This window comes from Thalassoroseus sp. (genome assembly GCF_984380535.1).
In genome coordinates this window covers 126,887-153,357 of record NZ_CFHRBF010000004.1, presented here as the reverse complement: position 1 = coordinate 153,357, position 26,471 = coordinate 126,887, and the positions used below count along the sequence as shown (strand labels likewise).

The window sequence follows — 26,471 nt, the reverse complement described above, 5'->3', positions numbered from 1 at the left end:
GTACAAGTGGATGACCGGCGTTTCATCGGCGTCGGGATCTGTATATAACTTTGGATACTGCTCGTCGTGGACGGGCGAATTTTCGTTTGGGCATTCGCCGCTGAAGTGCGGATGTCTGATGAGGAATTGTCCTCATTTCGTTTCCTTCGGCTGCGGGGGGTGAGACCGCCCGCAGGAGGTCGTGTGATGTTGCGGAAGAATCTCAATCTCGATTCCGTCGCCCTTCTCGTTGCTAATCGGTTCGCCGGTGTGCATGCGAAGGTAGATGCCGCCGTCATTAACGTACTCCTGCCGCGAATTATGCGCCATTGGCAAATTCGCTTACGCAGCCAGTTACGTGGGAAACGGCTATTGCATCCCGAGTCTGTTGGATGTTGTCCGACAGGCGAGACGGAACCCACCGGCTGGGACGGTACCACGCGAGGTACCGGCACTCAGTCTAAACGGGGTTCGTCACTCGGTTCCTTCGCGTTCGCCTCGCAGGCAAGTTGCATCAAGCAACCGGCGGCGAGTTATCAACGCGGGACCATGCAACCAGGGAATGCAAGGATGATGTGTCCGCTGCCAGCCGCCCTCGCCGGGTAACTGCCAGCACAACACATCTCAGCCGTTTCTGGCTGTCACTTGGTGACTGATGACAGTCGTCAAGTGGGCATTTTCCGTTGCTCGTCGGTTTCGACGGAATCGGTCGGCTTCTTCACGCACGAAGAGACTGCCACTTGATTCGTCGATTTCCAGGCGGATGCGTTCGTGATCGCTTACGAATCGTGTCTTGGCACGGACACACAGCCAGCGTTTTTGCCCATGATTTTTCGGTACCAGGCGTTTTTTAAGAATCGATGCGCCTGTCCTTCACCAGAGGAAACGCAGACAAATGGACGAAGAACAAATGATCTCGCTGGTCCGACAAGCCCAGTTTGGTGACCGGGAAGCCATGGGCGAGTTGGTCACGCAATTCGAGCCCACCGTTTACGCCATCGTGTTTCGTCGACTGCGAAACCACGCCGAAGCGGTGGAAGTGACGCAAGACGTGTTCATTCAGGCAATGCGAAAGCTCGATCAATTGCGAGAACCCGAACGGTTCGCCGGTTGGTTGCGACGAATCGCCGTGCGGATGAGCATCAACCGAGCCGTCCGACGACCGAACGAAACGGCATGTGCTCCCGAAACCTTCGGCGCACTCGCCAGCGAACCTGAAACCCCGTTGGACGGTTTGATGAAGACCGAACGGGCGTCCGAACTCCGCAACAGCTTGGAGAAGATGCGGGAGCTGGACCGACGAACCTTGATGGCGTTCTACTTCGAAGGTCAATCTTTGAAGCAGATGAGCGATCAGTTCGACAGCCCAATCGGAACGATCAAACGACGATTGCACACCGCTCGAAATCGGCTCAAAGAAATGCTGACCGAGATGCAATCAGCGTAAGAATTTTCAGGAAGTTGGCAAAATGCAGACAGCCTCCGAGTGTCACGCTCGGAGGCTGTTTTTGTTCTGAGGGGAGGAATTAGGGATTCCCGGGTGGCCCAGTTTGCTTGCAAACTGGGATCACGAAGTGATCAAGAGGTCCCCCGTCAGTCGACCCAACTAATCGGCACTCCCACGGATTTCCGTTCCTCATACCATTTGGCGGAACTCCATCGCCAGTCCACGAAAACGTTACGAAGTGGCAATACAACAGGTCATCGACAATCCGACAAGATTCGCTCATTCTACGATTGTGAACAGAACCACGCCATCAAACAATCTCTTGCTGCTTCGCAGCCCAGAAAGAAATCTTTCTGGGCCACCCCACGGAACCGGAAAACCTGCGTGGTAGGAGAGATTGGTTCAACTTTCCCAATCTCTAAATCCTGATCCCCAACCAGTCATTTCCGGATGTTGACCAAACCGGGAGGCAAACCTATTTCCTGGAATCGCTCGAAGGCGTGGATTTTTCAGGCGGTGGACCGATGAGGACCGCAACATGGGGCATCCCCTTTTCCATCTTGAACCGTTTGACCGCCGCAATCGCGCGGCTGCCTGGTTCATCCGTCAGTGAAACCGTCACGTCGGCACCTCCCGGGGTCCATCCGATGAGGAAGATGTCGATGCGGCCCTTCGCCCGGACACGAATGTCCGCGCCAACAGGACAACAACTTTGATCGCCCAGGTTCCCATTCCATACATGCGTGCTGGAAAAGGGAGAAAGATCCAATGGCACCCACGATGTCGCAGCGGAGAACGTGGTCTGTCCCCGGTTCTTGAGTTCCTTCGCGATCCAAGACTCGACAACAGGTTGATCCTGCTTGCGGTCCGTAGCGTCGATCGGAATAATCAGCTTGACGTACACCGGATTGGATTCTGAAGCCGTCTCCGAAATCGGCTCTTCCGCATCTACGGGACTCAGCGGCAAAGCGAATAACATTACGATCAAGGCCAATGAGCGTCGCATCACAATTTATTCTCCATCAAGGGATTTCTTGTGTGGCCTAACAGACGCTTAGACCTTGAGATACCGTTAGCATACGTGTGTGCAATAACACCGTCAATTTCGATCTTTGTAACAACCTCGAAAGCACGTCCTTGACGACACGACGTACCAAAACGCAAGTGGACCACAGATGGGAAATGCTATCACTCGCATGTCTGAGAGCTTGCAGTGTGTGCCGATTGGGCCACGACCAAACGCAATCGTCCCATCTTCCCTGACCCCTAATCCCTAAATCCTAACCCCGACCTCCGGATCTTTCCGCTTAGGCAAGCGAGGCGAACTGTTTCTGCTTGACCGACGAAAAACGTGTGGCATACACTTGGTACCAGACGCAAAATTCCGTCCAATGCGATTGCGCCTGGTCTGTTACTGCGTCGACTATGGTCGGACGTAGGGCGAAGATCGGATCAAAACCCCCTCAAATTCTTTCGATAATCAACCGGCAGGGAACCCGATGCATACTCTCGGCAAGGTTTTGCTGTGGCTCAACGTCATCGGCGCAGTCGGTGCGACCGTGCTGACGACCAAATTATTCGAAGTGCGAAACTCGTGGGCCGAAAAAGTCGAGAAAGCTCAAGAGCAAGTCGCCACCAATGCGATCACGTTGGAGGCCAGCGAAAAGGAGTATCTGGGACTGCAAAGCCAACTCCACGATCTTTCCATCGGCTGGGGACGCACTTGGTTCCCCGTGCAGGTGAACATCAACCCGCAAGGTCAGATGGTGGCTCAGGTCGGTCGTCTGCAAGGATTGGGCACACCGGGAGCCGGCAACGACCCCAACGTGCCACTGCCAATCGTGCATGCATTCATGACGATAAACAACGGCACGGAGTCAAAGTACGTTGGCATCTTCCAAGCCGTGCAAGTCGACGACAATCAAGCACAGTTCGAACCGTTGTGGAACGTCGAAGCCGGTGACTTGAACGGTGTGCAACCCAGTGGCGAATGGCGGTTGCGGTCGGAAATCCCATCGCGTTTCACCAGTGAATTGACGCGACTGCGAACTGACCGGGCGACGGCAATTCGATCGTTGCAGGACAAGTCCCGTCAGTTGCAAGCCCAGACCGCTCAGGAAGCCGACGCCAGAACAATCTTGCAAAATCGGATCGATCAACTCGAAGGCAAAGACGACGATCCCGGCTTGGTGGCCATGTTGGCGAGCGAGGAAGACGAGCGAAATAAAGAATTGCTGGAACTCGATGCTATTCGTCGACAGATCAAAGACGCCGACGAAAAAATCGCCGAATTGATCGATGAACTGCAACAACTCGAACAGCAAGTTTCCGCGAATTCCGAAGCTGCGGACACCAACGAGTAGTCCGAGCCTCAACTTTTCACGCCGACGAATCTCGATAAAGAACGAAACGCCGTGAATGGATTCTCGCGGATACTCCGAATCTCACGTTGCTTTCTGATCGTGACGGCCGTGATGCTGTACGCCACGGTGACGCTGTGGTTTTTCGGTCGACATGCTGTAGGAGACGCGGTTGGTGGGCCGGTGGCTTACCTGTTCACTTGGGATATGTTCCCAAATTATCCGGCGTGGTCCGCGAGGCGTGTGGCTCTCGTCGAGACCGAAAGCGGGCGGTACTTCCAGATCTTGCCGACTCGGCATGAGCAGTTCCGTCGCGGGAGCCAACGCACCCATAGTCGGCTCGATCTTCCTCGTAACGACAATGCCCTACGTCAAGCTGCTGAAGTGGCATTGACGGAGTTTCGAGGTTTGCCGATCGCCGTCGACGATCCTCCGAGCTATGTGTTCTTGATCGAACAATTCTGGCCGGTGCGGTTCAATTTGCCAGATGATCTCTACGAGGCCGCTTACAACACCGAGAACCCACGACGAAAATCGTGGCGGATCGTCGATGAATCCGCGGTCGGTCCGAACGGGGAGTTGGAATGGCTGCCTCGTCCGTGACGAATTTCCTATTCGCGGTGGAAAGTCCACGTTCCTATGCGTTGATGCGGATCGGACTTGCAACCGTCTGGCTTTGGGAATTCTTTGGGAAGTGGCCGTTTGCGGTGGAACTGTATTCCGTCGCGGGGAATGTCACACGGTTTCCGGGATTTCCGGAAATCACCCTGTCAGCATCGAATACGGTGATGCTACACAGCTTGATGTTGGTTTCACTCGTAGCCGTCTTGATCGGTTGGTGGACGCGGTTGAATCTGGCACTTTCTGGGTTTCTGGTCCTTGGTTTTGCGTTTCAAGATGCGATTTCGACGCTCACGAAGTACACGGCCATCAGCACCCATTTGCTGATTTTGCTTGCGTTCACGCAATCTGGTGCGGTGTGGTCGGTTGATGCGTGGTTTCGACGACGGCATACATCGGCCGTGCCGCTCTCGCCGGTTTGGCCACGCCGATTGATGCAACTACTTGTGTGTAGTGTGTACTGGGGGGCAGCGATCACCAAAATTCGGCTCCCGGATTTTGCCACCGGCGATCTACTGGAGTTTTCGCTCCTCGATGATGCTTATGGCGGCACGTACTTCGGGCATTGGATTGCAACTCATCCGCAACTCCTGATCGTTGGCAGTTTGCTGACCGTCGTCTACGAAGTGCTGTTTCCGGTGCTCATTTGGATTCCCTGCATGCGGCGGGTGATGTTGTGCTGCGGGGTTCTGTTCCACGCGTCCCTTTGGGCGACAATGCACCTAGAGATCTTCTCGCCCTTGATGATGGTCGCGTTGCTAGCGTTCGTGGATGAACGAGATTTGAGGTGGTGGCGTTGGAAACGGATGGACCACGCTGCATGGGAATGGTCCGCACCGCGGACCCTGCGTGTGACCGCCGTTAGTCTCGTCGCTTATTTAATTGTCGTCGGTAGTGGCGTAGCGTGGGGATTCTATTGGCACAAAACGCATGATCGGTATGGCGTTTTTAGTGGATCGGAACCCAGCGAGTTCGTGGAGATCAGTGCGGATGATGCGATCACGATGATCGACGCCTTCGAACCGGATTACGCCGATTACGTGCACCGCGTGGAAGTCGGTCACCGGTTGGGGCATCGTCATGTGTTCGGCGATGAGACCACATTCACGATCGGCGAAGTTGTGACGATCATGGTGCGATTTGCCCAACCGCATCCGCAGTTTATTCTCGACTGGAAACTCGTCCCGCCTGCCGATGATGGGAAAACTCCCGATGAAACCATCGCCGCCCATTACTCCCGGCAAATTGATTCCACTCACGCCTACAGCAGTATTGGATTCAAGATGGAAGACGATTTTCGGCCTGGGCGGTATCTCATTCGCTTCACTGTTCGCGAACAATACACCGCCCCGGAACTGATCCGCGAGATTCCTTTCGAACTCGTTCCCCAATAAGCAATGTTCCAGAAGTCGGGTCCGCCATGCGAGCCCTGTTGGTCGCTACTTTTGCTCTTCTAACCACGCGTTGACGTTCTGTTCCAACACGTCGAGAGTGACGGCTCCGTTACGGAGGACGACGTCGTGGAATTCACGGACGTCGAAATCGTCGCCGAGCGTTTTCTCTGCTCTTTTGCGAAGTTCGCTGATCCGCAGTTCGCCGATCTTGTACGCCAACGCCTGACCGGGCCAGGCGATGTAACGGTCGACTTCATTGACGATATCGAGTTCCGTCTTCGCAGTGTTTTCTTTGAAGAGATCGATCGCGTCTTGGCGACTCCATTTCAGCGAGTGCATACCAGTGTCGACCACCAACCGAATCGCCCGCCACATTTCATAAGTGAGTTGGCCGAACCGTGAGTATGGGTCTTGGTAGAGTCCCATCTCGTAACCCAACTTCTCCCCGTACAACGCCCAACCTTCGACGAACGCCGTATACCCACCGTATCGACGAAACTCCGGCAACGCACCGCGTTCCATGGCGAGTGCAATCTGCAAGTGATGCCCCGGCACCGCTTCGTGCAGCGAAAGGGCTTCCATTTCGTAGGTCGGTCGTACTTCGGGTTTGTAGAGGTTCACAAAATACGTGCCCGGTCGACGACCATCGGCCGATGGCGGTCGGTAATACGCAGTTGTCGTATCGGGAGCGATATGAGCCGGGATCGCTTCGATTCCGTAAGGGATTCGCGGCAAATTTTTGAACAGCTTCGGCAACTCCGGATCGATGCGGCGACACACCGCTTGGTAGGCTTCCAACAATTCGTTTGGGGAATCGGTGTAAAACTTCTCGTCCGTGCGGAGATGCGTCAGGAATTCCGCAAACGTGCCCTTCCAACCGACTTCCTTAACGATCCTTTCCATCTCCCCACGAATCCGTTTCACCTCACTCAAACCGATATCATGAATCTCTTGCGGCGTCAGTTCGGTGGTCGTGAACTGTCGAGCACGTTGAGCGTAGAACTCTTGTCCTTGGGGGATCTGCCAAACTCCCACGCGGTCGAAACATGCCGGGAGATATTCATCGTTGAAGAACGTCAGCATCTTTTCATAAGCCGGAACGACAGCAGTACGGATCGCTGCCTGGGCTTGCGTGCGAAGTCGTTGTTGTTCGGCGGGCGGGATCGAATCCGGAAATTTGCGGAATGGTTTGTAGAACAGGCTTTTCGTCGGATCATCCACGATTTGCCGTTCGATCTGGTTGGGCACACGCTCCATCACGATCCGAGCATGTACGATTTTTAGCTCGATCCCGCGACGCATTAGCAGGATGGTTTGGTCCATGTAAGACAACATGGCATTCATCCGGGCGATCCAGTCTTCGTAGTCCTTGACGGTTTCGAAGCGGAGAGCATCGGCGGTTGAACCTGCGTCCTGGATGCCCTCACGTTGTGTGAGCGGCACAAGATGCCAGCGATACGGCCACGCGTCCACGCTGTCTTGGTATTCGCGTCGGAACAACCGATAATTGATGCGATCGTCGGCTGAGAGCTTACTCGGGTCGATCGTTTTTAGTCGTTCGAGAACCGAGACTTCGTACTTGTGGTACTCTTCAAGCGACTCTAGCGAAACGTCTCGCCATTGATCGTTGTATCGCAGGTCGCCCAGGTCGGAGGCGAACGTAGGAAACTCACGCAGCGTGCGTTCCCAAGTTTCCTCGAAGAGTGCGTGCAGTTTGCTGGTTTCGGCAGGATCATCCGCAAAGCTGATGCCGGCGTGCAACAGCATGCCGCAAATCGCCATCATCACGAATTTGATTTTCAGCACAGTGGTCGTCTCGTCTCGAGTGGAACGGAATGGATCTGCAGACTAGGATACTGCAACGGTCAGCACGTCGCGAATGTGACTTTCAAAAAAGATGCCGGATCGAACCGGAAGGCGAACCCCCTCATGATCGAAGTTTGCAACGTCACACGAGTTCATCATCGCGGCGATACCGAGGTTCCGGCCCTCCGCGGATTGAGTTGCGAGATCGAAGCCGGATCGTTCACGTTTATCGTGGGACCGTCCGGCAGCGGGAAGAGCACATTGTTGTATCTGCTCGGAGCGCTCGACGAACCAACTTCTGGCGACATTCGCGTCCGGGGCCGATTGCTCTCTGAGATGACACCTGCCGAACGTGACGAGTACCGTCGCACGGAAGTCGGGTTTATTTTTCAGAGTTTCAACCTGATGAAAACGATGGACGCAGTCGAGAACGTGCTCATGCCGTTCTTGCCCGGGGGCATTTCTGCGGATCTCCGGCGTCGGGCTCAGGATTTATTGGAGCAAGTCGGGCTGGGACATCGACTCGATCACACACCGAATCAGCTCTCTGGCGGCGAACAGCAACGTGTCGCGATTGCCCGGGCCTTGCTGAAAGACCCGCAAATCGTGCTCGCCGATGAACCGACCGGCGAACTCGACAGCCAAACCGGAGCGGAGATTTTCGGCTACCTGCGGAAACTTCACCGAGACAAACAAGCGACCGTCGTCGTGGTGACTCACGATCAACGCTATATCGAAGACGGCGACAATGTGCTCCGCGTTCGTGACGGCGAAATTGATACAGAAGCGGAAAAACCAGTCGAAACAGCCTAGAATCGTCGCGTTTTTGTTCATTTGTTCAGTTTTTGTCGCTCGACTTGTGACGAAAAGCCGTATAATGGGAGACCATGCGGCTGGAGCAATTGATCGAGCATTTTGAAACCTCCCCGGCAGTCCGTCTGCTCCGCGCTCAGAATGCGCCGTATGTGCTGCAGTTCTTGTTCGATCAATTTCGGAGCGAAAGTCGGATTGTGATTCCGCATTCCGAGTTGATCGCGGGCCTGCGAAGTTTTCAGGAGTCTATCCCGGATGCCTTCGCCGACAAGGCCGAGACCTACCTGGCCGATTGGTGCTCGAACGAAAAACGCTGGTTGCGACGGACGCTAGATTTCGACCGCTCCGAACCGTTCTATCAACTCACGCCAGTCACCGAAGCCGTGTTCGAGTTCCTCGAACGCACGCTAGAAACGGGCGGAAATTTCGTCGGACCGGAAACACGGTTGACGCATATCGTCGAGACCTTGGAAGAATTGGTCGTTGGTTCGTCGCCCGATCCGACGGTTCACATTCAGCATTTGGAAGCCGAGCGAGACCGCATCGACGAACAAATTCGGTTTCTCAAGACCGCCGGTCAACCCGTCGAATGGTCGGAAAACCGGATTCGCGAGCAGTTTAGTTGGGCAGTCAATGTGTTCAAGGAACTTCAACGGGATTTTCGCGTGGTTGAGGAGCGGTTCCGCGAAATTGCCCGCGATGTCCAACAACGGCAAATCCAGGGCTGGGGCTCGCGTAGTGGCATTCTCGAAGACGCCCTCGCCGCCGAAGATTCCCTGCGAGAAAACGAGCATGGCGCGAGTTTCTTCGCGTTTTTTCGGCTGATTCAATCGCCGGACCAACAGGAACGCTTACGGTCTTTAGTCCAGCAGTTGGAACGCGTACCAGGTTTGGCGGACGAGAAAGACAACGTCGAAACCTTGCGACATATTGTGCCAGTGTTGTTGGCCGAGGCGAACCAGGTCATGCAAACCGAACGCCGATTGTCTGCCAGTTTGCGGCGATTGCTTGATCAACGTCGTGGTCGCGAACATCAGCAACTCACCGAGTTGTTGCAAGAGATCAAAGGGTTGGTTGTCGAGTTGAAATCTGAGTCGCTTAAAGACGATTTCTACCTGGAAATCGATGAAACGATTCCGCTGAACTCACCGACAAGTCGCACATTTTGGACTCCGCCGCCGACGTTCGAAGCGGTGGACCTGGTCGATTCCGTACTCGACACCCAAGCCGTGCAGCAGCAATTCGAATCATTCACGCGGATGCAACGTATCGACTTTGCTTCGATGCGGGAAACGATCCGCAAAACCGTACACGAAGACGGACCAACCACATTGGCCGATTTGTTGATCGAACATCCCCCCACCGGTGGCGTGTTGGATGTGTTGGCATACCTGCAAATTGCAAACGATGATGGGCACACGATCGCTTCGGAGCGTTCCGAAGACGTTGTCATTCAGTTGCCGGAAATCGATCGTCCCGTGCGGATCACATTACCGGAAGTGACCTTCGTTGACCAAAAGGGAGTTTAATGCACCCGGAAATCGAACTCCCCGCGTACCGTGATTGGAACTTGGCTGCCGCGAAACTATTGCAGGGGCCAGTGTATCACGACGACCTGCCCGCCTGGGACGCCCTACTCCGCTTTCAAACGCCGCTGCAGAATTATCTCATTGCCTTGGGACTGCGGTTGGTTGTGAATGAGGCCGAGGGTTTCGCGTTCGTGCGACAATGGGAAGCGGAAGATGACGGCGAACTCCCGTCGGGTTACGAGAACCTGCCGAAACTCTTTCGGCGAACGCGACTCAGTTACGATGCCACGCTGCTGTGTGTCATTCTCCGGGACGAATTACGCCGGTTGGAAATCGAAGACTTGGACGGCGATCGTTGCCTGATTTCAACGGATCGACTGTTCGAAATCTGGAAGTCGTTTTCTACGCATGAAGCGGACGAAGTGCGGTTGTCACGGTCGCTCGAAACATCGTTGTCGCGGTTGGAAGACCTCAAGTTCATTCGCCGCCTGGATAAGGATGCGAACGAATGGGAAATTCGGCGGATTCTCAAGGCCCGATTGTCCGTGGCGGAACTCGAAAAACTGAAAGCGCGCTTGCTCGCAGTTCAAGATCAGAAGGAAATCGAACACGATCATGATGAAGACTAAAGACGTCACACCACCGGTCGGCACACAGGTCGGGTTTCGATTGCACCACCTTGAACTCACGAACTGGGGGACGTTCGACAGTGCCTCCCCGAGCAGTCGCGGCTTGGTTTACCGCATTGAACCCGATGGGCAGACGGGCTTGTTAATCGGTGCGAACGGTTCCGGGAAATCGACGCTGGTCGATGCCCTGCTGACGTTGTTGGTGCGTCCCGCGGTTCGGAATTACAACGTCGCCGCAGGTGCGAAGAAACGCGAACGCGACGAACGCACTTACATTCGAGGCGCATTCGATCGCCGTAGCCGGAGCGAAGACGGTCGCAGCGACGTGCAATTCCTCCGGCCCGACGGCAAACACTACTCCGTGCTGCTGGCATGCTTTCGCAACGAGCAATCCGATCGAACCATCACCATTGCTCAGGTCATGCACCTAAATGCCGAAGGGCGAGTTGACAAGGTCTACTGTTTTAGCGAGGAGGAACGCTCGATCACCCAAGATTGCTCCGGCTTGAAATCGAGCGGAAAGAAATTGCCGTTGCAGTTGCAAGAACGCGGATTTCGCACGACGCGGAATTTCAACGAGTACCAGCGGTGGTTTCAAAAAGCGACCGGCATCCAACCGAAGGCGATGGACACGTTTAACCAAACGGTCGCTGTCAAAGACATCGAACGTCTGAACGATTTCATCCGCAACCACATGCTCGAACCGTCGTTGCATGGCGAAGAGATCGATAAACTGCTCACACACTATGACCTGCTCGATCAAACGCACCAAAGTTTGCTGCGTGTTCGGCAACAAGCGGAATTGTTGGAACCGATCGAAGAACAAGGTGCGAAGTGGCGGCGACACACGCAGCAACTTCACGACTTGCAGGAGATGATCGACGCTTCGGATTTCTTCTTCCTTCAGAAGACGATCGAGATCTTCGAACCGGCCGCGAGTGACCGTCAGCGAGAACTCGAATCGCTCCAAACGCAGAAGACCAAGTTGGCGCAGTCGATTCGTGATGTGCAAGACGATGCCCGGCGATTGCACAATCAAATCGAAAATGCCGGCAGTGACCGACTGCGTGAGATCCCGTTTCTCGTGCGTTCGCATCGACTGCAAGCCGATCGGGTTCGGGAAGCGAATCAAAAGTTCCAAGAGTCCCTGCAGCGGATCGGCGTGGTCGAACCGATTACCGATGCCCAGCAATGGAGTGATATTCGACAACAACTTCCCGAGCTCAAATCTGAGACCGAACGCCAGTTGTCGCAATCGAATGCCGAGTACGAACGGCTGGTGCTCGAACGGGCCGGCATTCGTCGCCAAATGTCCGAGATGCAAACCGAACTCTCGGGGATGGAAAGTCGGCGAGAGAATTTGCCGATCGGTCTGGTCGAACTTCGACAACGCATCTGCGACGATCTTGGCCTGCCGGTTGACGAACTTCGTTTCGCGGGCGAGTTGATGCGTGTCGATGAAGACGAATCAGGTTGGGAAGCTAGCATCGAACTTGTGCTACGAAGTTTTGCATTGAGTCTGCTGGTGCCCGATCGGCTGTATCGCACGGTGAGCACATACATTAATCAGAATCGGCTCATTAACTCGGCCGGAGCCGGGCAACGATTGGTTTATCTGCGAGTCAATCCCACGCGTGACATGAACGCCGAACGGGTGCCCCACGCGAAATCGCTGATTCGCAAACTCCAATTCCGCGATGGCCATGCTCTTTCACCGTGGTTGAAAGCCGAACTGAAGAGCCGCTTCGATTACCGCTGCTGCGACTCCATCGACGAATTCCAAGCGACAACCGGATTGGCCGTCACGCAGGATCGGCACATCAAATCCGGATCGGTCCGCCATTCCAAAGACGACCGCAACTGGTCCGTCGATCGGCAACGCTTTGTGCTCGGTTGGGACAACCGCGAGAAGCGAACATCGTTGACGGGCAGTCTCGATCGACTCGTTTCGCAAGAGCACGACTTGAACCGTCAAATCGCGGACATCGAATCGCAACGGACGAGTGATCGTTTGACGTTGGCGGCTCTCGCCGAGTTGGCGAACATTCCCGATTTTCAGTCCATCGATCCGACGTCACACGACGATGCGATCGCGAAGTTGGAAGCCGAACGCGAGTCGCTCGAAAGCGGCAGTCATGAAGTGCGATTGTTGCGAGACCGGCTGCAAGAACTGGAAGACCGGGAACAATCGCTCACGCAGCAACGCGATTCGTTGAACGTGCGGGAAGGCGAGTTGTCGCTGGAACGGCGTCAAGCCGATCAACTGATCGGGAACGCGCGTCGTCGGCTCAAGTCGCAAGACGAATCATCCGTTTCTCGAACGGCTCTGGCTCACCTCGCCGAGGAAGTCGAAGCCGATCCGTTGACCGTGGAGAACTTCTTCGATCGTCGCGACGAGGTGCAGAAACTTCAGTTGGCTAACCAGCAGGAACTGCAAGAGGAACTCGAACCGATCCATGACGAATTAGTGCGGATGATGGCTCGTTATCTCGCCAAGTTCCCGCAGGAACGGGCCGATTTGCAACCGTCGGCCAGGTATTTGGATCGGTTCGTCGATTTGCTGACATCGATTCGCGAGGAAGATTTGCCGCGGCATGAGGAACGCTTCCGTGGCCGACTCAACGACAAAGTGACTCGCGAGATCAGTCAACTCAGCGCGAGTTTGCAGCTGGAACGCTCGTCGATCGAGAGCAAAATCAGTTTGCTAAATCAATCTCTTCGCGAGTTGGAATACCGCGCCGGCACACATATGCAATTGGAGATGCGGAGTGTCCGTGATCCGGAAATCGTGGAATTCCAACAGACTCTCGCCGCCTGTTTGACGGATGCCTTTGATAACGATGCGGACGCCAACGAACGCCGGTTTTTGAAGATCAAGGAATTGATTTCCCGCTTACGTGAGGAAGACCGTTGGCGGAACAAAGTGATCGATGTTCGTCGTTGGTTCGATTTTGCTGCACGAGAAATTGAGACGGAATCTGGCGCGGAGCGAAGCTACTACGAAGACAGCACCGGTCAATCGGGCGGTGAGAAAGCCAAACTTGCCTTTACGATTTTGGTGGCCTCGATCGCGTATCAGTACAACATCGATCCGTCGGCGAAAACTAGCGATCGGTTCCACTTCGTGGTGGTCGACGAAATGTTCTCCAAAGTGGACGACAGGTATTCACAGTATGCGTTGAATCTGTTCGAGCGGTTTGGCTTGCAACTTCTCATCGTCGCTCCGCTCGATGCCAAGGCTCGCGTAACAGATGGATTCGTGAGTCGTTATTTCTTGGTCACGAAGGACGAGTCGAGTCACTCGCGAATTCACGCAATGACGGCTACCGAATTCAATTCCCAAGTGCAACGTGACTCGAGCGAACCCGCAACGCCATCCGCCATCGAACGGTTGCGGCGTCGCCCTCGATAAACCATCTTGCCGATCATGCGACGCACACTTGAGGTCTGGTCTACAGGGGCGATACGATAGCCATAACCAGTCTTCCATTCTGCGGGAACTTCGCATGCGTCTGTTCTGGCTTCCGTTATTTTTTCTGACATTTTCCATTCCGGGCGGTTTCTTGGCCGCTCAGGATGACTCACCGCCCGCGACAAACGCCGACGGCGAAAACGAGAAAACTGCTGACGACGAGGAAGACGAAGAGAAACTGCCGCGTTACAGCGAGATGAAATTGCCGACGGCGGCTGAGTTTCTTTCGGAATCGCCGCAAGATTGGGTGCGACTGCAGACCGATGAGGTCATCGTGTCGGAACCGATTTATCCGCGACCGGATACGATCGAGGAGTTGAAACGCCAGCAGGAAAAGATCAAACAGGAGCGAGTCCGCAGCAAAGAGGAACGGGCCGACCGTGCTAAACGGTTAGAGGAACTCGAGTATGTGACGATCATCCTGCCGGATGGCGGTGAAGATCCGGAGTTTCGTTTGCACCCGCGACACATCCAAGAAATCATCCATCACGAAGATCTCGTGCTGCGACGCATTGACCGCTTGATCGAGGAGAAAAACAGCAAAGACGCGTACAATTTGCTGGCGCATCTTGATCGACGTGATCCGAATTGGACGGGCTTGCAGCGACGGCATGATGGCGTGCTTTTGTTGGAAGCCAAGTTAAAGTATGAAGCCGGCGAACCGGAGTTGGCGTTGGTCTATTTGGAAGAGTTGTTCGACCGCGACCCTCGGTTCCCGAACCTGAAAGAGCAACTCGGTGAGGCAACCGAGAGTCTGGTCAAGTCTGCTGTCGACGAACAGAACTTCCGCAAGGCTCGTCATTACGTAGGGCGGTTGCATCGACTGAATTCGGAACATCCGGTGGTGAAACAGTGGGAAGCAGATCTCGAACGGCAAACGCTCGAAAAGTTTCCTGCAATCGAAGAGAAGCAGAAATCCGGTGATTTTTCCGCAGCCGTCACGCTCGCGGAAGAGGCCGCGCAGATTTGGCCACGCACGCCAGGTTTGCCGGCGTTGTACAGCAACTTGCAATCGCGTTGGCAACGACTGTCTGTCGGCGTTCGGCAACTTCCAGGCGAGTCGCCACACTACTTCCTTCCCACGCAAGCCGACCGTCGCGTGAACTATCTTTCCCGCCTCACGCTGTTCGAGATCGGCCGATTTCAAGAGCAACCGCAGTACCGCACACGGTTCTTCGAGGAATGGGAACCGACGGACTTGGGACGACGGATCGCGTTTCGGTTGCGTCCGCAAATGGCATCGTGGGAGAGTCGGGAAGCAGTGACCGCGCCGCGGTTGGCCGACGCCATCGGTCGTCGACTTAATCCCCTTTCGGCGGCATATGATGAACGACTCGCGGACTATGTCGACTCGATTCGCGTCCGCTCGCCGTTGGAATTCGAAATCGCGTTGGCCCGGGTTCCGCTACGGATCGAGTCGTTGTTTCACTTTCCACTTCCTGCAAGTTCCATCGACAACGAACGCGAGTTTATCGCTCGGCGGTTCGTGGAAGTCGAACGGACCGCCGATATGGTGCGTTACCAACGCGCAGTTCCGCAGACGGATTTGCCGGCCGACGCGTATCGTTTGGCGGAAATCGTGGAGACGAAATACGAAGACGAAAACGAAGCCGTCCGTGATTTGGTCCGCGGGCAATTGTCTTTGCTCGCACCCACTCGACATCAAGATTTGAATCGGCTCAATGCCACCAGCGACTTTGTGGTTGTTCCGATGGCATTGCCGGTAACGCATGTATTGCAGTTCAATCCGCTGAGTGAACCACTTCGTCGACGTGAACTTCGCCGAGCGTTGGCCTACGCGATCGGACGGCCGCAGATCCTGCGTGATGTGTTCCTCACGGGCGATACGGCTGAACATGGACGGGTGGTCTCGGCTCCATTTCCTTCGAGCCATGCGGCTTACAATTCGTTGGTCGATCCGCGGACGCAAGACCTCACGCTGGCGGTGGCACTTCGGTTGGCCGCCAAGAAAGCGATGAAAGAAGAACTGCCCAAACTCAGAATGCTCTGCGAACCCGACCCGAACATCCGCAAAGCCGCCGAATTGTTGGTGGCCGACTGGAAACGGACGGGAATCGAAATTGAATTGATCGACGACCCCACGAAACCCGTTCGTAAGGACTCGCTCGATTGGGACATCGTCTACCGCACCGCGAGCATGGCCGACCCGTTAACGGAACTGTGGCCGTTCGTAACCCTCGATGATCACGTTCGCGTGTCGTCATTGAAGCATCTTCCCGACTGGTTGCGTCGCGAGTTTTTGGAACTCGATACCGTCTCCGATCGCCAAACGGCTTTGGGGCGTTTGCGACGGATGCATCGGTTGTTGCAATCGGAAGTGCAACTGATTCCATTATGGGAAATCGACGAATTTCTGACCTTCCGTCGCGACGTGCAAGGCTTCGCTGCCGAGCCTGTCACGCCGTACCAGAACATCGAACAATGGACTGTCCGCCGTAAACTTCCGGCCGCTTGGCCCGATTGATGACTTCAAAACCCTCGAAACAAAACTCCATGCTGAAAATCTCGCAGACGCTGGTTTCATTCCTAGGTTTGATGGCGTTTTGTGCTGCGCGGCCGGTGGTCGGTGCGGATAATGACCGCCTTGAATGCACGCCTTACACCGCTCAGATCGATGTGTTTTTTGCAGCATCGCGTGATTTGGCTCCATCGGTGTCTGCACAGATCCTTGCGGAACTTCAAACGCGGCTCGACGAAAACGTGGGAGCGGCGTGGTCGGCGGATGTCTCTAGTAGGAACTTGCCAACGTTGGCAAATCGTTCGGGTTTGCAGCGGCTTAGTCCGGCGGCGGTGATGTCGATGGAGGACGCTGTTGACGAAGATATGTTCGCGAAGCGATTCCTCGTAGGCATTGCACCGGCGAACGCGGGCTGGGAAGTCTGCGTCCGCGAGTGGGATGCGTTGTCCCAAACGCTGGGGCCGCTCGCAACGGCATCGGTTCGCGATCCGACGGCATGTCCATCGGTCGTTTATGATCTTCTGGGTGACGTGTTCCGTCCGATTGTCGAATTGGGTGACGTGGATTTGGGCACACGCTCCGTGGCTTTCACCTTGAAAGCGGGAGCCTTTGCACCGGTGAACCTCTTCAATGATGCCGACGCTGATCCATTGCACGCCCAAGTTCATGCAGACGATGTGATTCTGCCATTCATTCAATACCGGAACCGTGATGGTTCGTTGCGGAAGAATCAGTTCTTGCCTTGGACTTATCTGGTCGTAGATAACGTCGAACGTGGCCGCGGGATGAGTCACTTCGTCTCGGGAATTCGGGTGCCGCTCGGAAGTGCGCAGAGCAAACGTGTTCGCACGTTTGGATTGGCGGTCAAGCCGTTGTTCCCGAAATCGGAGTTGCAACTTCGACTGCGACGAAACCCGGATCGCCGGTTAGCCGCCCACGATGTGACCATCGCGACGTCCGCTCGGTTAGCCGACGAACCGGAAACAAAGCTGGGCGATCTGTTTACCGATCGAAATGGCGTCGTTGAAATCCCCGTCTATCAAGCATCACAGATTGTGTGGATTTACATCAAGAGCGGTCAACAACTCCTGGCGAAACTTCCCTACGCTCCCGGACTTGAAGAATTTGCCACCGTCGATCTGCCGGACGATGGCGTGCGGTTGGAGGTCGAAGGTGATATCGATCAACTCAAAAGTCGGTTGGTCGATGTCGTTGCACGACGAGCCGCTGCCACGATCCGAGCACGAGCGCTGGCCAAGGCGAACAATTGGAAGGGCGTTGATCGCGAGTTGAAGACGCTGAAGGAACTTCCCACCCGGGCCGACTTGCAAAGCGACCTCACGCAAATTCGCCTGCCGCGATTGGAACGTGCTCGCAAGCAGAAGAACAACGTGGCCGTCCGCAAAATCCAATCGCAATGCGACGAAATTAGCTTGTTGATCGATCGCTATCTCGATCCGCAGAAGATTAGAGAGTTCGAAGAAGAAATTGGCGGGTTGCGACCTTAGCAATTTGAACGCACCGGTCGATTGACGGCGGTGTGAAGCGGGACGCGATTTGTTATTCTCGGTGCTTGATTCTTTCATCGCGCCGGAGAGTATCTTCATGAATTCGCGTTTTTTTCGTCGGTTGTTTTTCCTGGTTGGAGTTGGTCTGAGTCTGACGCGGTTGGCCATTGCGCAGTCGCCGGAGTTGATCGCACCGACGGATCCGCTGACGCCTGCAGAACAACGTGCGAAATTTCATTTGCCGCCCGGTTTTGAGATTCAACTTGTCGCGAGTGAACCGACGATCGGGCAGCCGATGAATCTCAACTTCGATGCGGCTGGCCGATTATGGGTGACGCATTCGGTAGAATACCCCTACCCTGTCGAAACGCCTGGGGTCGAGCCACGTGACGCCCGCTTTGGCAAACCCGGAACACCGCCGCCACGTGATCGCCTGACAATCTTTTTCGAAATCGGTGCCGACGGAACCCCAGCGGAGTCGCGAGATTTTGTTACCGAACTTAACATTCCAATCGGGAATGTGCCCGTCGATGACGGTGCAATTCTATTTAGCATTCCGAACATTTGGTTTTGTCCAGACGCGGATCATAACCTTCAAGCCGACGCACGGAAGAAACTCTACGGGCAGTTTGGGAACGTCGACACGCATGGGATGGCGAATAGTTTCACACGCTGGATCGATGGTTGGATTTATGGTTGCCATGGGTTTCGGAATACGTCGAAAATTACCGACGGCGAAGGCCGTGTGACCGAAATGAATTCCGGCAACACGTACCGGTTTCGCGAAGATGGCTCGCGATTCGAGCAGTGGACTTGGGGGCAAGTGAACCCGTTCGGTCTCACCTTCGACGAATTCGGCAACATCTACACCGCCGATTGCCACTCGAAACCGCTCACGCAGTTGATTCGAGGCGCATACTATTCCAGCTTTGGCAAACCGCATGATGGCCTGGGTTTTGGGCCGGATATGATCAACCACAATCACGGTTCGACTGGCATTTGTGGACCGGCGTTTTATGCGGCGGATCATTTCCCCGAAGACTATCGGCAAAATCTGTTTCTGTGCAATCCGGTAACGGGACGAGTCCACCGCGACAAGTTGAAGTGGCACGGATCGACGCCCGAAGTCGACACACAACCCGATTTCATCACCTGCGATGACCCGTGGTTCCGCCCGGTGGATTGCCAAGTGGGGCCGGACGGTGCGTTGTACGTGGCTGACTTCTACAACGCGATCATCGGGCATTACGAAGTGCCGCTGAATAACCCTCGTCGAGACCGTACACATGGCCGCGTTTGGCGAATCGTGTACACGGGAAGCGATTCGTCGTCGGTCACGCAAAACGTCGATTTGACGAAGAAATCGCTCCCTGAGCTTTGGGACGAGTTGGCCGGTGCGAACCTGGTCCAACGCATGCTCGCAACGAATCTGATCGTCGACCACCACGCTGATGACACGGTAGCGTTCGTGCAAGAACATGTTCTCACTGCGGAGTCACCGGTGCAGCGGGCACACGCGGCGTGGATTTTATTTCGTCTCGATGGATTGACCCCCGAGATCCAATCGCGATTGATGGATGATGCCTCACCGATCGTGCGGACGCACATCATGCGGATTTGCGGCGAGCGAGACGTCTTGCCGACTGCGGTGCGGAGCGAATTATGCGGACGGGTGTTGTCTGACGACAATCCACAAGTTCGCAGAGCGGCCGCGGAAACACTGGGACGTCGTCCGGACCTGGCTAACGTCGAGGGGCTTCAGTCGGCATTATCTCAAGCCAATCCCGATGACACGCATTTGGTACACACGTTGCGGATTGCCTTGCGAAATCAGCTCCGGACAGATGCGATCTGCATTGCATTGGCCCAACAGCCGATGACAGACGACGATTCCACGCTCGCCGAGTTGTGTCTCGCCGTGCCAACGGAACCAGCAACACGATTGATTGCTAAGAACTTGCGAGAGGCTGAGGAGTCAAAACTTGATTTGACAGCTGCGCTTCAGCACATCGCGCGACACGGCACGCTCGAAACGCTGACAAGTTTGCAGCCGGTAATTCAACAGCGGTTTGCAGGTTCGCCCGACAAACAGTACGAGCAACTGATCGCAATGCACAATGGGTTGCGGAATTCGGGGCGTGAGGCGGATGGTCGGTTGCGTGGCTGGGGGTTGGAATTGGCCAAGTCAGCGTTGCAACAGCCGCCGCGAATAACCTGGCGACAACTTCCGCCGACAGACGGGCAATCGAGTTGGCCGTTGGGGCAGCGTCCATCCGCCGATGGTCAACAGGCGACGCTGTTGAGTAGTTTTCCGTTGGGGGAACAATACACCGGTCGTGTGATTTCGGATGTGTTCCCAATGCCCGCGTTGTTCGAGTTCTTTGTAGCGGGGCATCATGGGCATCCTAGTCAAAAAGCTCATGAGAAAAACTTCGTGCAGCTGCGTGATGCCCAGACAGATGCCGTCCTGGCGAAAGCGTTTCCTCCGCGTAACGATACCGCTCAGAAAGTCACGTGGACATTGCCGAAGTCGCAGGGAAAACCGGTTTATCTGGAAATCGTTGATGGTGATAACGCAGCGGCTTACGCGTGGTTGGCGGTCGGACGGTTTTCAGTGGAGTCGCTGAACCCGACAGGGGCCGGAGCCGCCGTTTCTGTGGCTGAGTTAACCCAACGATTTCGTCTTCAAGAACTGTTGCCCGAAGCCAAAACGATTCTTCACGACACATCCCGGGCGACCGTGGAGCGAACCCGAGCGGCTCGCGTTCAACTGGCGTTGCGTCCGGATGCCCGCTGGTCAACCCTGCTGGCGATCGTCGAAAGTCCACAGACTACCGACGAAATCCGCAGTGAGATCCTCGACCAGTTCCCGATCGCCGACGACGTTCAACCCGCTCCTGATGCGGTGAAGAAATTGCTGTCCCGGTCAATGCAATTAGCGTCCAGCTCGGAACAACGGGAACTTGCCGAATCACTCACAGCAGATGCCGCCGGTACCGAGACACTCTTGGACCTGATTGCCGACGGACGGGCTTCGCCTCGGCTGTTAGTGCGGCCGGAAGTTCGGCAGAAAATCGTGGCCCGCAACAATCCCGAGTGGACGAAGCGATTAGAAACACTGACTGAACGTGTTGCTCCGGAAGACGAACGACTCGCCGGAGTCATCGCAGAACGGACACGCGGTTTCCAAAGTGCCTCGCCGGATATCAGACACGGGGCCGAGATTTTCAAAAAGAACTGTGCAGCCTGTCACCGAATCGGTCAGGAAGGGGCGTTGATCGGTCCGCAATTGGATGGTGTCGGAATTCGTGGTGTGGGTCGGATTCTGGAAGACATTCTCGATCCGAATCGCAACGTCGATGCCGCCTTCCGTAGTGAAACGCTGGCCCTGGAATCAGGGCAAGTTCGCACTGGTTTATTCCGCCGTGCAGAGGATTCAACGCTCATTTTTGCCGATAACAAGGGCAAGGAGTTCACCGTCGCGGAATCCGAGATACTGGAACGCGTGCGGTCGCAACTTTCCTTAATGCCCAGTAACTGGGAGGAAACATTGACTCCTGCGGATCTCAATGATCTGATAGGATATCTCTTGGAACAACGGACTAAGTAAACGGATTGCGAACGGTCGACGACTTTCCACGAACACCTGAACGGTTCTCGTACGATGGCAACTTCTGGCGACACTCAAAAAATCGAACAGCTGCTCGTTCAGAAGTACGGCTATTCGACGACTCTCGCAACTGAAGCCGCTCAACGAGCCGGTAAGGCCTTAGAGCGTCGGCCGGAAGATCACGTTGCAACTGCGACGAAAAATCCTCCAGCCAGTCGTCCCCTACCGAGCATTGCGGACGAAGACGATACCCCCACGCTTGCCGCCGTGCCGGAACATCCCTCGGGAGGACGATCGGGAACGGAGCATCAAGCGGCGACGATTGTGGCCCTGCTCCGCGAGAAGTATGGGTATCCGGCAGAATGGGCAATGCCGGCCGCCTGGCGAGCAAAGGCGGCATTGCAATTAGTCGCCAAGAAAGAAGCAGAGCAAACCACCGATACCAAGAAACCCGTTCAGGAGAAAGTCATCCCGAAAGGCCCTGTGCTGACGCCTAAAGTACCAACGAAGGCATCGACGAAAGAACCTCGTTCGACAGCGGCCAATCCCAAAGCAACTGCTGGTGCAAAGGCCTCAACGCCCAAGCCGACGCCGAAAACGTCCGACTCGAAACCCGCCGGTCGGATTTTACTCATCGCGTGTCCGCGGTGCGGATTTCCGTTGAAACTTCCTGAGTCGATGTTCGAACAAATGAAAGGGCGCAAAGCGCGTTGCCCCGAATGCGAAGTGAAATTTCTGCTCCCAGAAACGCTCGGGTGACAGCCGTGAGAGGCCGATTTCCGCAAAACGGTTCTGGCAGGAAACGGATGCGGCATGATACGACGTGATTGTGGTTCCGAATGGTTGTTGATTTCACAAATTGACCACGCCCGGTTGGCCGAGACCTTGGCAAGTTCGTGGGGAAACTCGCAAGTTCCCCGTCTGCCGGAACCGGTCGAACTCATTCCCGCAGTTCGTGATCACGATGAGGGCTGGTTGGACTGGGAACAGTCACCCACTGTCGATGAAGCGACCGGTCGCCCGCTCAACTTCACCGAAATGCCGATGGAAGTGTCGACGCGTATCTGGGAAAAAAGCATCTCGATTTGCCGATCCGGTCGGCAGTCGATGGTGCCCGCATTGCAGGAATTCGAGCAGTATTTGCAAGGTCGTGGCATGCGAATGACGCATGAACGCACCATCGTTGCAGAAGAGGTTTTTTCAACGCATGAGGCATTCGATGAAGAATCGATCCTCGAATGTCTTCCAATGCGGGATGATGCGAGACGGGTTTCTCGTGCGACGGTGTTCCGAACAATTGGACTCATGCGGGAAGCTGGTCTGATCGAACGTGTGGTCTTGGGACGGCGGGCGAAAGCGTATCGCCAAACGCATAGTCTCGACCAAGGTTCTCTCTGGGGCGGATTGTGGGTGAGTCGACATTTTACGGCTCTCGCGGAATCGGCCATGGAACACCGCAAAGACGATCCAGCCGAGTTGTCCGCCGCAACGAAGTTCCGAAATCGCCAACTCGAATGGCAACACCGTTGGCGTGAAGAACTCGGACATGACGAGTGGCGAAGCGAGATCGAAGACGTGGGATTCCGTTGGCTGCAAATCTTCGACCGGCTCAGTTTGCTACTTTGCATGGGCAGTCTGAAGAAAACAACGGAACTGTCGCTGCCGGATGGCAACTCGTTCCATATGACCCCGCTGCGTGAATTCGAGTTTGCGTTTTCGCCGTATCCCTTCGAAGGTGATTCACTCCCCGTTTCGGTTTCGGCTCGACGGATCCGTGCGGACCGCTATACCAGTCAAGAAATCCGCGATGTGCTTCGGAAAACGTCCGTCGAACAGCTCGAATGGCAACTTGTGCGGTGGTAGCTTGGCCGAACAATGAGTTTTTCGCGTCGAAGTCCAACCAAACGCGGTTCCCCGCTTGACAAGGTTTCGCAAGTCGAAAACAATCCGGCTCGCAATTGAGTGGGCTTTTCACCTACGATTTCGCGGGATGTCATTGAGAGTTTCTTGACTCGTCATCCTGCCGAACAACATTGCGACTTGCACCGAGTTTTTAAGCAACACGAGGAAGCATCATGAGTGGACCAATTATTCGCGTTGGCGCGAATCCTGAATTTTCTGAAGGCTGGGATCGGATTTTCGGCGGCGAGAAACCGAAGACCAAGTCGACTGCCAAGAAGTCGAAGAAGAAAACCACCGCGAAAAAGTCGACCAAGAAGAAAGCTAACGATTCGAAAAAGGCGGCCCCGAAAGCAAAGGCCAAATCCGCCAGCCCAAAGAAATCAGCGAGCACGAAAAAAGCCGCTAGTGCCAAGAAAGCGGCTACCCCCAAGAAATCCACAACCGCAAAGAAAACCGCGAAGAAAAAGACCACCGGCAAGAAGTCCACCGGCAAAAAAGCGAAGAAGAAGTAATCGGCGGTTGTTCCCCGAGGGCCGTCACGCGGACCTTGATCAACTCTCTTTCGGGAACGACTTGCCATGGCGGACTCTGTCGCGAACGAGCAGACACATCCCCATCATCGGGGTCTGACGTGGATCGTTGGGCTCACGATTTGGGCTAGTTTCTTCGCTGTGTCTGCGTGGCGTTCGCCGGTACCATCGGTGAACGAACCGCACTATTTAGCCCGTGCCAAACATTTTTGGCAACCAGAGTTCGCCCCACACGACTTCTTTCTGAATTCGAGTGAAACACACTACGTGTTTTACCTCACGGTCGGATGGTTGACGAAATTCGCGTCATTCGAGTTGGCCGCGTGGGTGGGGCGTTGCGTTGCTCTCGGTTTGCTCGCTTTTGGGTGGACTGTCCTATCTCGCAGTTTGGGGCTCCTTCGCTGGACCCCGCTTTATGCGGCTTGGTTGTTTTTGGCGATGCAGTCCGTTGGCAACTTCTCGGGCGAGTGGGTTGTCGGTGGGGTTGAAGGCAAAGTCTTCAGCTATGGTTTGCTCTTTGCCGGGATCGGTTACTGGTTGAATTTCCGACCATTGCGGTCGGCTGTCTGTCTGGGCCTGGCGATTAGCTTTCATCCGATTGTTGGGATTTGGGGGGGCATCTGCGGTGGTTTCGCGGAATTGTTGCGACGCCTTGGTGCGTTGAGAAAACCGTCGACGGAAGTCATTCCATGGTCGAAAGTTTGGCTCGCGGTGGTCGTACTGTTTGTTTGCTCGTTGCCAGGGATTGTACCGGCGTTGCAAACACTCGCAGATGCCACTCCGAAGCAAACGCGACAAGGCACGTATATTCACGTCTTCATCCGCCTGCGACATCACCTCGATCCGCTGGAGTTCAAAGCCGGTGCATATCTCGGTTACGGATTGTTGCTCGCCGTATGGCTGTTGGTCCGTCCCGAAGTCGAACGATCGGCAAACGAACGCTGGTGGACGCGGTTTGTTCTAGGAAGCGTGCTGGTTGCGTTAGTCGGCGTGGGATTAGGATGGGGGCCACGCCCGGCCCTTGAGATGCCGTATTTTGAGTTTCGGCAGTCGCTGCTGAAGTTTTATCCGTTCCGGTTGGTCGATGTCGCTTTGCCGATGGCGGTGTGTTTGATGGCTGCTCGCTTGAGCGTCCGTTGGATTTCGCAGTCTTGCCGACGTTGGGCGTTGTTCGCGACCATCTTTGTCTACGCGATTTTTTTACCGTCGGCGAATCGCAATCCCAGTCGGATGGACCCGGAACGACTTGCGAACTGGTTGGAAGTCTGCGAGTGGATTCGTGGAAATACACCAACCGACGCAGTCTTCTTTACGCCTCGCAGCACGTGGGCATTCAAATGGTACGCAGAGCGAGCGGAGTACTTTGCGTACAAAGACGTACCCCAAGACGCGGCCAACGTGGTCGATTGGTTTCACCGTTCGAACGAAGACCTTCAAGACGTGGTGAACAAACCGAATCGTGGGGGGGTGACTCATGTGGTGTTGGAAACTGACCGGCAAATGCCAGCGAAACCTCTGTTTCAACGTGGCCGGTATCAGGTGTATCGGCTAGAGGACTTGCTCTCCCGGTGACTCCGAGGCTGGTGTTTGATGGGGTGACGTTTCAGGATCGGCTTCGATCCAGTTCGTCAACCAGGCAGTCAACCAGTAAAACGGCAACGTATCGAGCAACGCGAACACGACTTTGAAAACGTAGCCCGAGAAAATGTACGTCCAGAGTTGAGGCCAAACGGGTCGGGACGCGTCCATCGGCAGAATGTTCGCGTAGAAGTGCACGATGGTTAACACGGCGAAGGTGTCGAGAAACTGGCTGACAAGTGTGGACCCATTGTTCCGCAGCCAAAGGTGTTTGCCGTTGGTAAGGTCTTTCCAAAAGTGAAATAGGTACACATCGCAAAATTGGGCGACGAGATAGGCGATCATCGAGCCAACGGTTCCGCCGAGCGTGGCAGCACGAATCTCGAAGAACAACGGCAATCGGCTGGCTTCATCGAGAACCGGTTCGTTCAAACCCGGTAACATTCCGCCCAACCAGATGATCAGAAGCAGCCATAAATTCGCAACGAAACCCACCAGTACCACCCACGTGGCTCGTCGTCGCCCGTAGACTTCGCTGATCAAGTCGGTACACAGAAAGGTGATTGGATAGGGCAAAACGCCGATCGGAACGGAGAGCGGAATCCGCATTCCTCCTAGCGTGAAACTCATGTCGAGAATTCGCGTCGCCCCGAGGATGTTGAGCATCGTCATCGAAGAAATGAAGATGCCCGCCAGGACGAGAAATGCCAGTTCGGATCGTTCGCGATTTGAGGGGATCACGGCGGGGGCAGTCATCAGAGCCGATCTTGTTTTTGCGAGAGCGGTTCGGAACGCAATCAAACCGCCAGTCTGT

At 55.2% G+C, this 26,471-nt stretch carries 19 protein-coding genes; 16 read left to right on the top strand and 3 right to left on the bottom strand.

The genetic code is table 11. The features are described 5' to 3' along the window. The first annotated feature begins 66 nt into the window (after positions 1-66). Both AC5DDB_RS06780 and AC5DDB_RS06775 read left to right on the top strand, forming a co-directional pair. The gene (locus tag AC5DDB_RS06780; protein WP_491738936.1) at positions 67-585 is read left to right on the top strand and encodes a hypothetical protein; all 519 of its coding nucleotides are present in this window, start codon (positions 67-69) and stop codon (positions 583-585) included. Positions 586-874: 289 nt separating this feature from the next. Next, the gene (locus AC5DDB_RS06775; protein ID WP_491738935.1) at positions 875-1,426 is read left to right on the top strand and encodes an RNA polymerase sigma factor; all 552 of its coding nucleotides are present in this window, start codon (positions 875-877) and stop codon (positions 1,424-1,426) included. A 475-nt stretch (positions 1,427-1,901) separates the two neighbouring features. Here AC5DDB_RS06775 and AC5DDB_RS06770 read toward each other — a convergent pair whose 3' ends face one another. Then, positions 1,902-2,432, bottom strand: coding sequence for a hypothetical protein (locus AC5DDB_RS06770; protein ID WP_491738934.1), 531 nt, complete (start codon positions 2,430-2,432; stop codon positions 1,902-1,904). A 493-nt stretch (positions 2,433-2,925) separates the two neighbouring features. On the opposite strand from AC5DDB_RS06770, the gene AC5DDB_RS06765 reads away from it, so the two are divergent. Genes AC5DDB_RS06765 through AC5DDB_RS06755 form a run of 3 tightly spaced genes read left to right on the top strand, consistent with a single transcriptional unit; the run spans position 2,926 to position 5,801 of the window. After that, positions 2,926-3,789, top strand: coding sequence for a hypothetical protein (locus tag AC5DDB_RS06765; RefSeq protein WP_491738933.1), 864 nt, complete (start codon positions 2,926-2,928; stop codon positions 3,787-3,789). A gap of 51 nt (positions 3,790-3,840) precedes the next feature. Next, positions 3,841-4,389 (top strand): hypothetical protein, encoded by a 549-nt coding sequence (locus tag AC5DDB_RS06760; RefSeq protein WP_491738932.1) that lies wholly within the window; start codon positions 3,841-3,843, stop codon positions 4,387-4,389. Then, positions 4,371-5,801, top strand: a complete 1,431-nt coding sequence (locus AC5DDB_RS06755; protein WP_491738931.1) for an HTTM domain-containing protein — start codon at positions 4,371-4,373, stop codon at positions 5,799-5,801. The genes AC5DDB_RS06760 and AC5DDB_RS06755 overlap by 19 nt, the downstream gene beginning before the upstream one ends. A gap of 45 nt (positions 5,802-5,846) precedes the next feature. Here the strand turns inward: AC5DDB_RS06755 and AC5DDB_RS06750 are convergent, their stop codons facing one another. Continuing rightward, a complete protein-coding gene (locus tag AC5DDB_RS06750; protein ID WP_491738930.1) occupies positions 5,847-7,607 on the bottom strand; it encodes a DUF885 domain-containing protein in 1,761 nt (586 codons plus the stop codon). Positions 7,608-7,730: 123 nt separating this feature from the next. On the opposite strand from AC5DDB_RS06750, the gene AC5DDB_RS06745 reads away from it, so the two are divergent. The 11 genes from AC5DDB_RS06745 (at position 7,731) to AC5DDB_RS06695 (ending at position 25,651) form a co-directional block, all read left to right on the top strand. Next, a complete protein-coding gene (locus AC5DDB_RS06745) occupies positions 7,731-8,420 on the top strand; it encodes an ABC transporter ATP-binding protein (protein ID WP_491738929.1) in 690 nt (229 codons plus the stop codon). Positions 8,421-8,494: 74 nt separating this feature from the next. Next, on the top strand, positions 8,495-9,949 hold the full coding sequence (locus AC5DDB_RS06740; RefSeq protein ID WP_491738928.1) for a DUF3375 family protein: 1,455 nt from the start codon (positions 8,495-8,497) through the stop codon (positions 9,947-9,949). Next, the gene (locus tag AC5DDB_RS06735) at positions 9,949-10,578 is read left to right on the top strand and encodes a DUF4194 domain-containing protein (RefSeq protein WP_491738927.1); all 630 of its coding nucleotides are present in this window, start codon (positions 9,949-9,951) and stop codon (positions 10,576-10,578) included. The genes AC5DDB_RS06740 and AC5DDB_RS06735 overlap by 1 nt, the downstream gene beginning before the upstream one ends. Further along, the gene (locus AC5DDB_RS06730; RefSeq protein WP_491738926.1) at positions 10,565-13,990 is read left to right on the top strand and encodes an ATP-binding protein; all 3,426 of its coding nucleotides are present in this window, start codon (positions 10,565-10,567) and stop codon (positions 13,988-13,990) included. Before AC5DDB_RS06735 ends, AC5DDB_RS06730 begins: the two co-directional genes overlap by 14 nt. Positions 13,991-14,084: 94 nt before the next feature. Beyond that, positions 14,085-16,535, top strand: a complete 2,451-nt coding sequence (locus AC5DDB_RS06725; protein ID WP_491738925.1) for an ABC transporter substrate-binding protein — start codon at positions 14,085-14,087, stop codon at positions 16,533-16,535. 29 nt (positions 16,536-16,564) lie between these two features. Further along, positions 16,565-18,037, top strand: coding sequence for a hypothetical protein (locus AC5DDB_RS06720; protein WP_491738924.1), 1,473 nt, complete (start codon positions 16,565-16,567; stop codon positions 18,035-18,037). A 97-nt stretch (positions 18,038-18,134) separates the two neighbouring features. Next, on the top strand, positions 18,135-21,647 hold the full coding sequence (locus AC5DDB_RS06715) for a DUF7133 domain-containing protein (protein WP_491738923.1): 3,513 nt from the start codon (positions 18,135-18,137) through the stop codon (positions 21,645-21,647). Between the two features lie 54 nt (positions 21,648-21,701). After that, entirely contained in the window at positions 21,702-22,406 is a 705-nt protein-coding gene (locus AC5DDB_RS06710; RefSeq protein WP_491738922.1) for a hypothetical protein, read from the top strand. Positions 22,407-22,460: 54 nt separating this feature from the next. After that, positions 22,461-23,510, top strand: a complete 1,050-nt coding sequence (locus AC5DDB_RS06705; protein ID WP_491738921.1) for a DUF3891 family protein — start codon at positions 22,461-22,463, stop codon at positions 23,508-23,510. A 212-nt stretch (positions 23,511-23,722) separates the two neighbouring features. Continuing rightward, positions 23,723-24,061 carry an RNA polymerase subunit sigma gene (locus AC5DDB_RS06700; RefSeq protein WP_491738920.1) on the top strand — a complete coding sequence of 113 codons (339 nt, stop codon included), beginning with the start codon at positions 23,723-23,725 and terminating at the stop codon, positions 24,059-24,061. 66 nt (positions 24,062-24,127) lie between these two features. After that, on the top strand, positions 24,128-25,651 hold the full coding sequence (locus tag AC5DDB_RS06695; protein WP_491738919.1) for a DUF6798 domain-containing protein: 1,524 nt from the start codon (positions 24,128-24,130) through the stop codon (positions 25,649-25,651). Here AC5DDB_RS06695 and AC5DDB_RS06690 read toward each other — a convergent pair. Then, complete coding sequence (locus AC5DDB_RS06690) at positions 25,628-26,413, bottom strand: queuosine precursor transporter (protein ID WP_491738918.1); 786 nt, start codon at positions 26,411-26,413, stop codon at positions 25,628-25,630. The two genes, AC5DDB_RS06695 and AC5DDB_RS06690, sit on opposite strands and share 24 nt — an antisense overlap. Between the last annotated feature and the right edge of the window lie 58 nt (positions 26,414-26,471).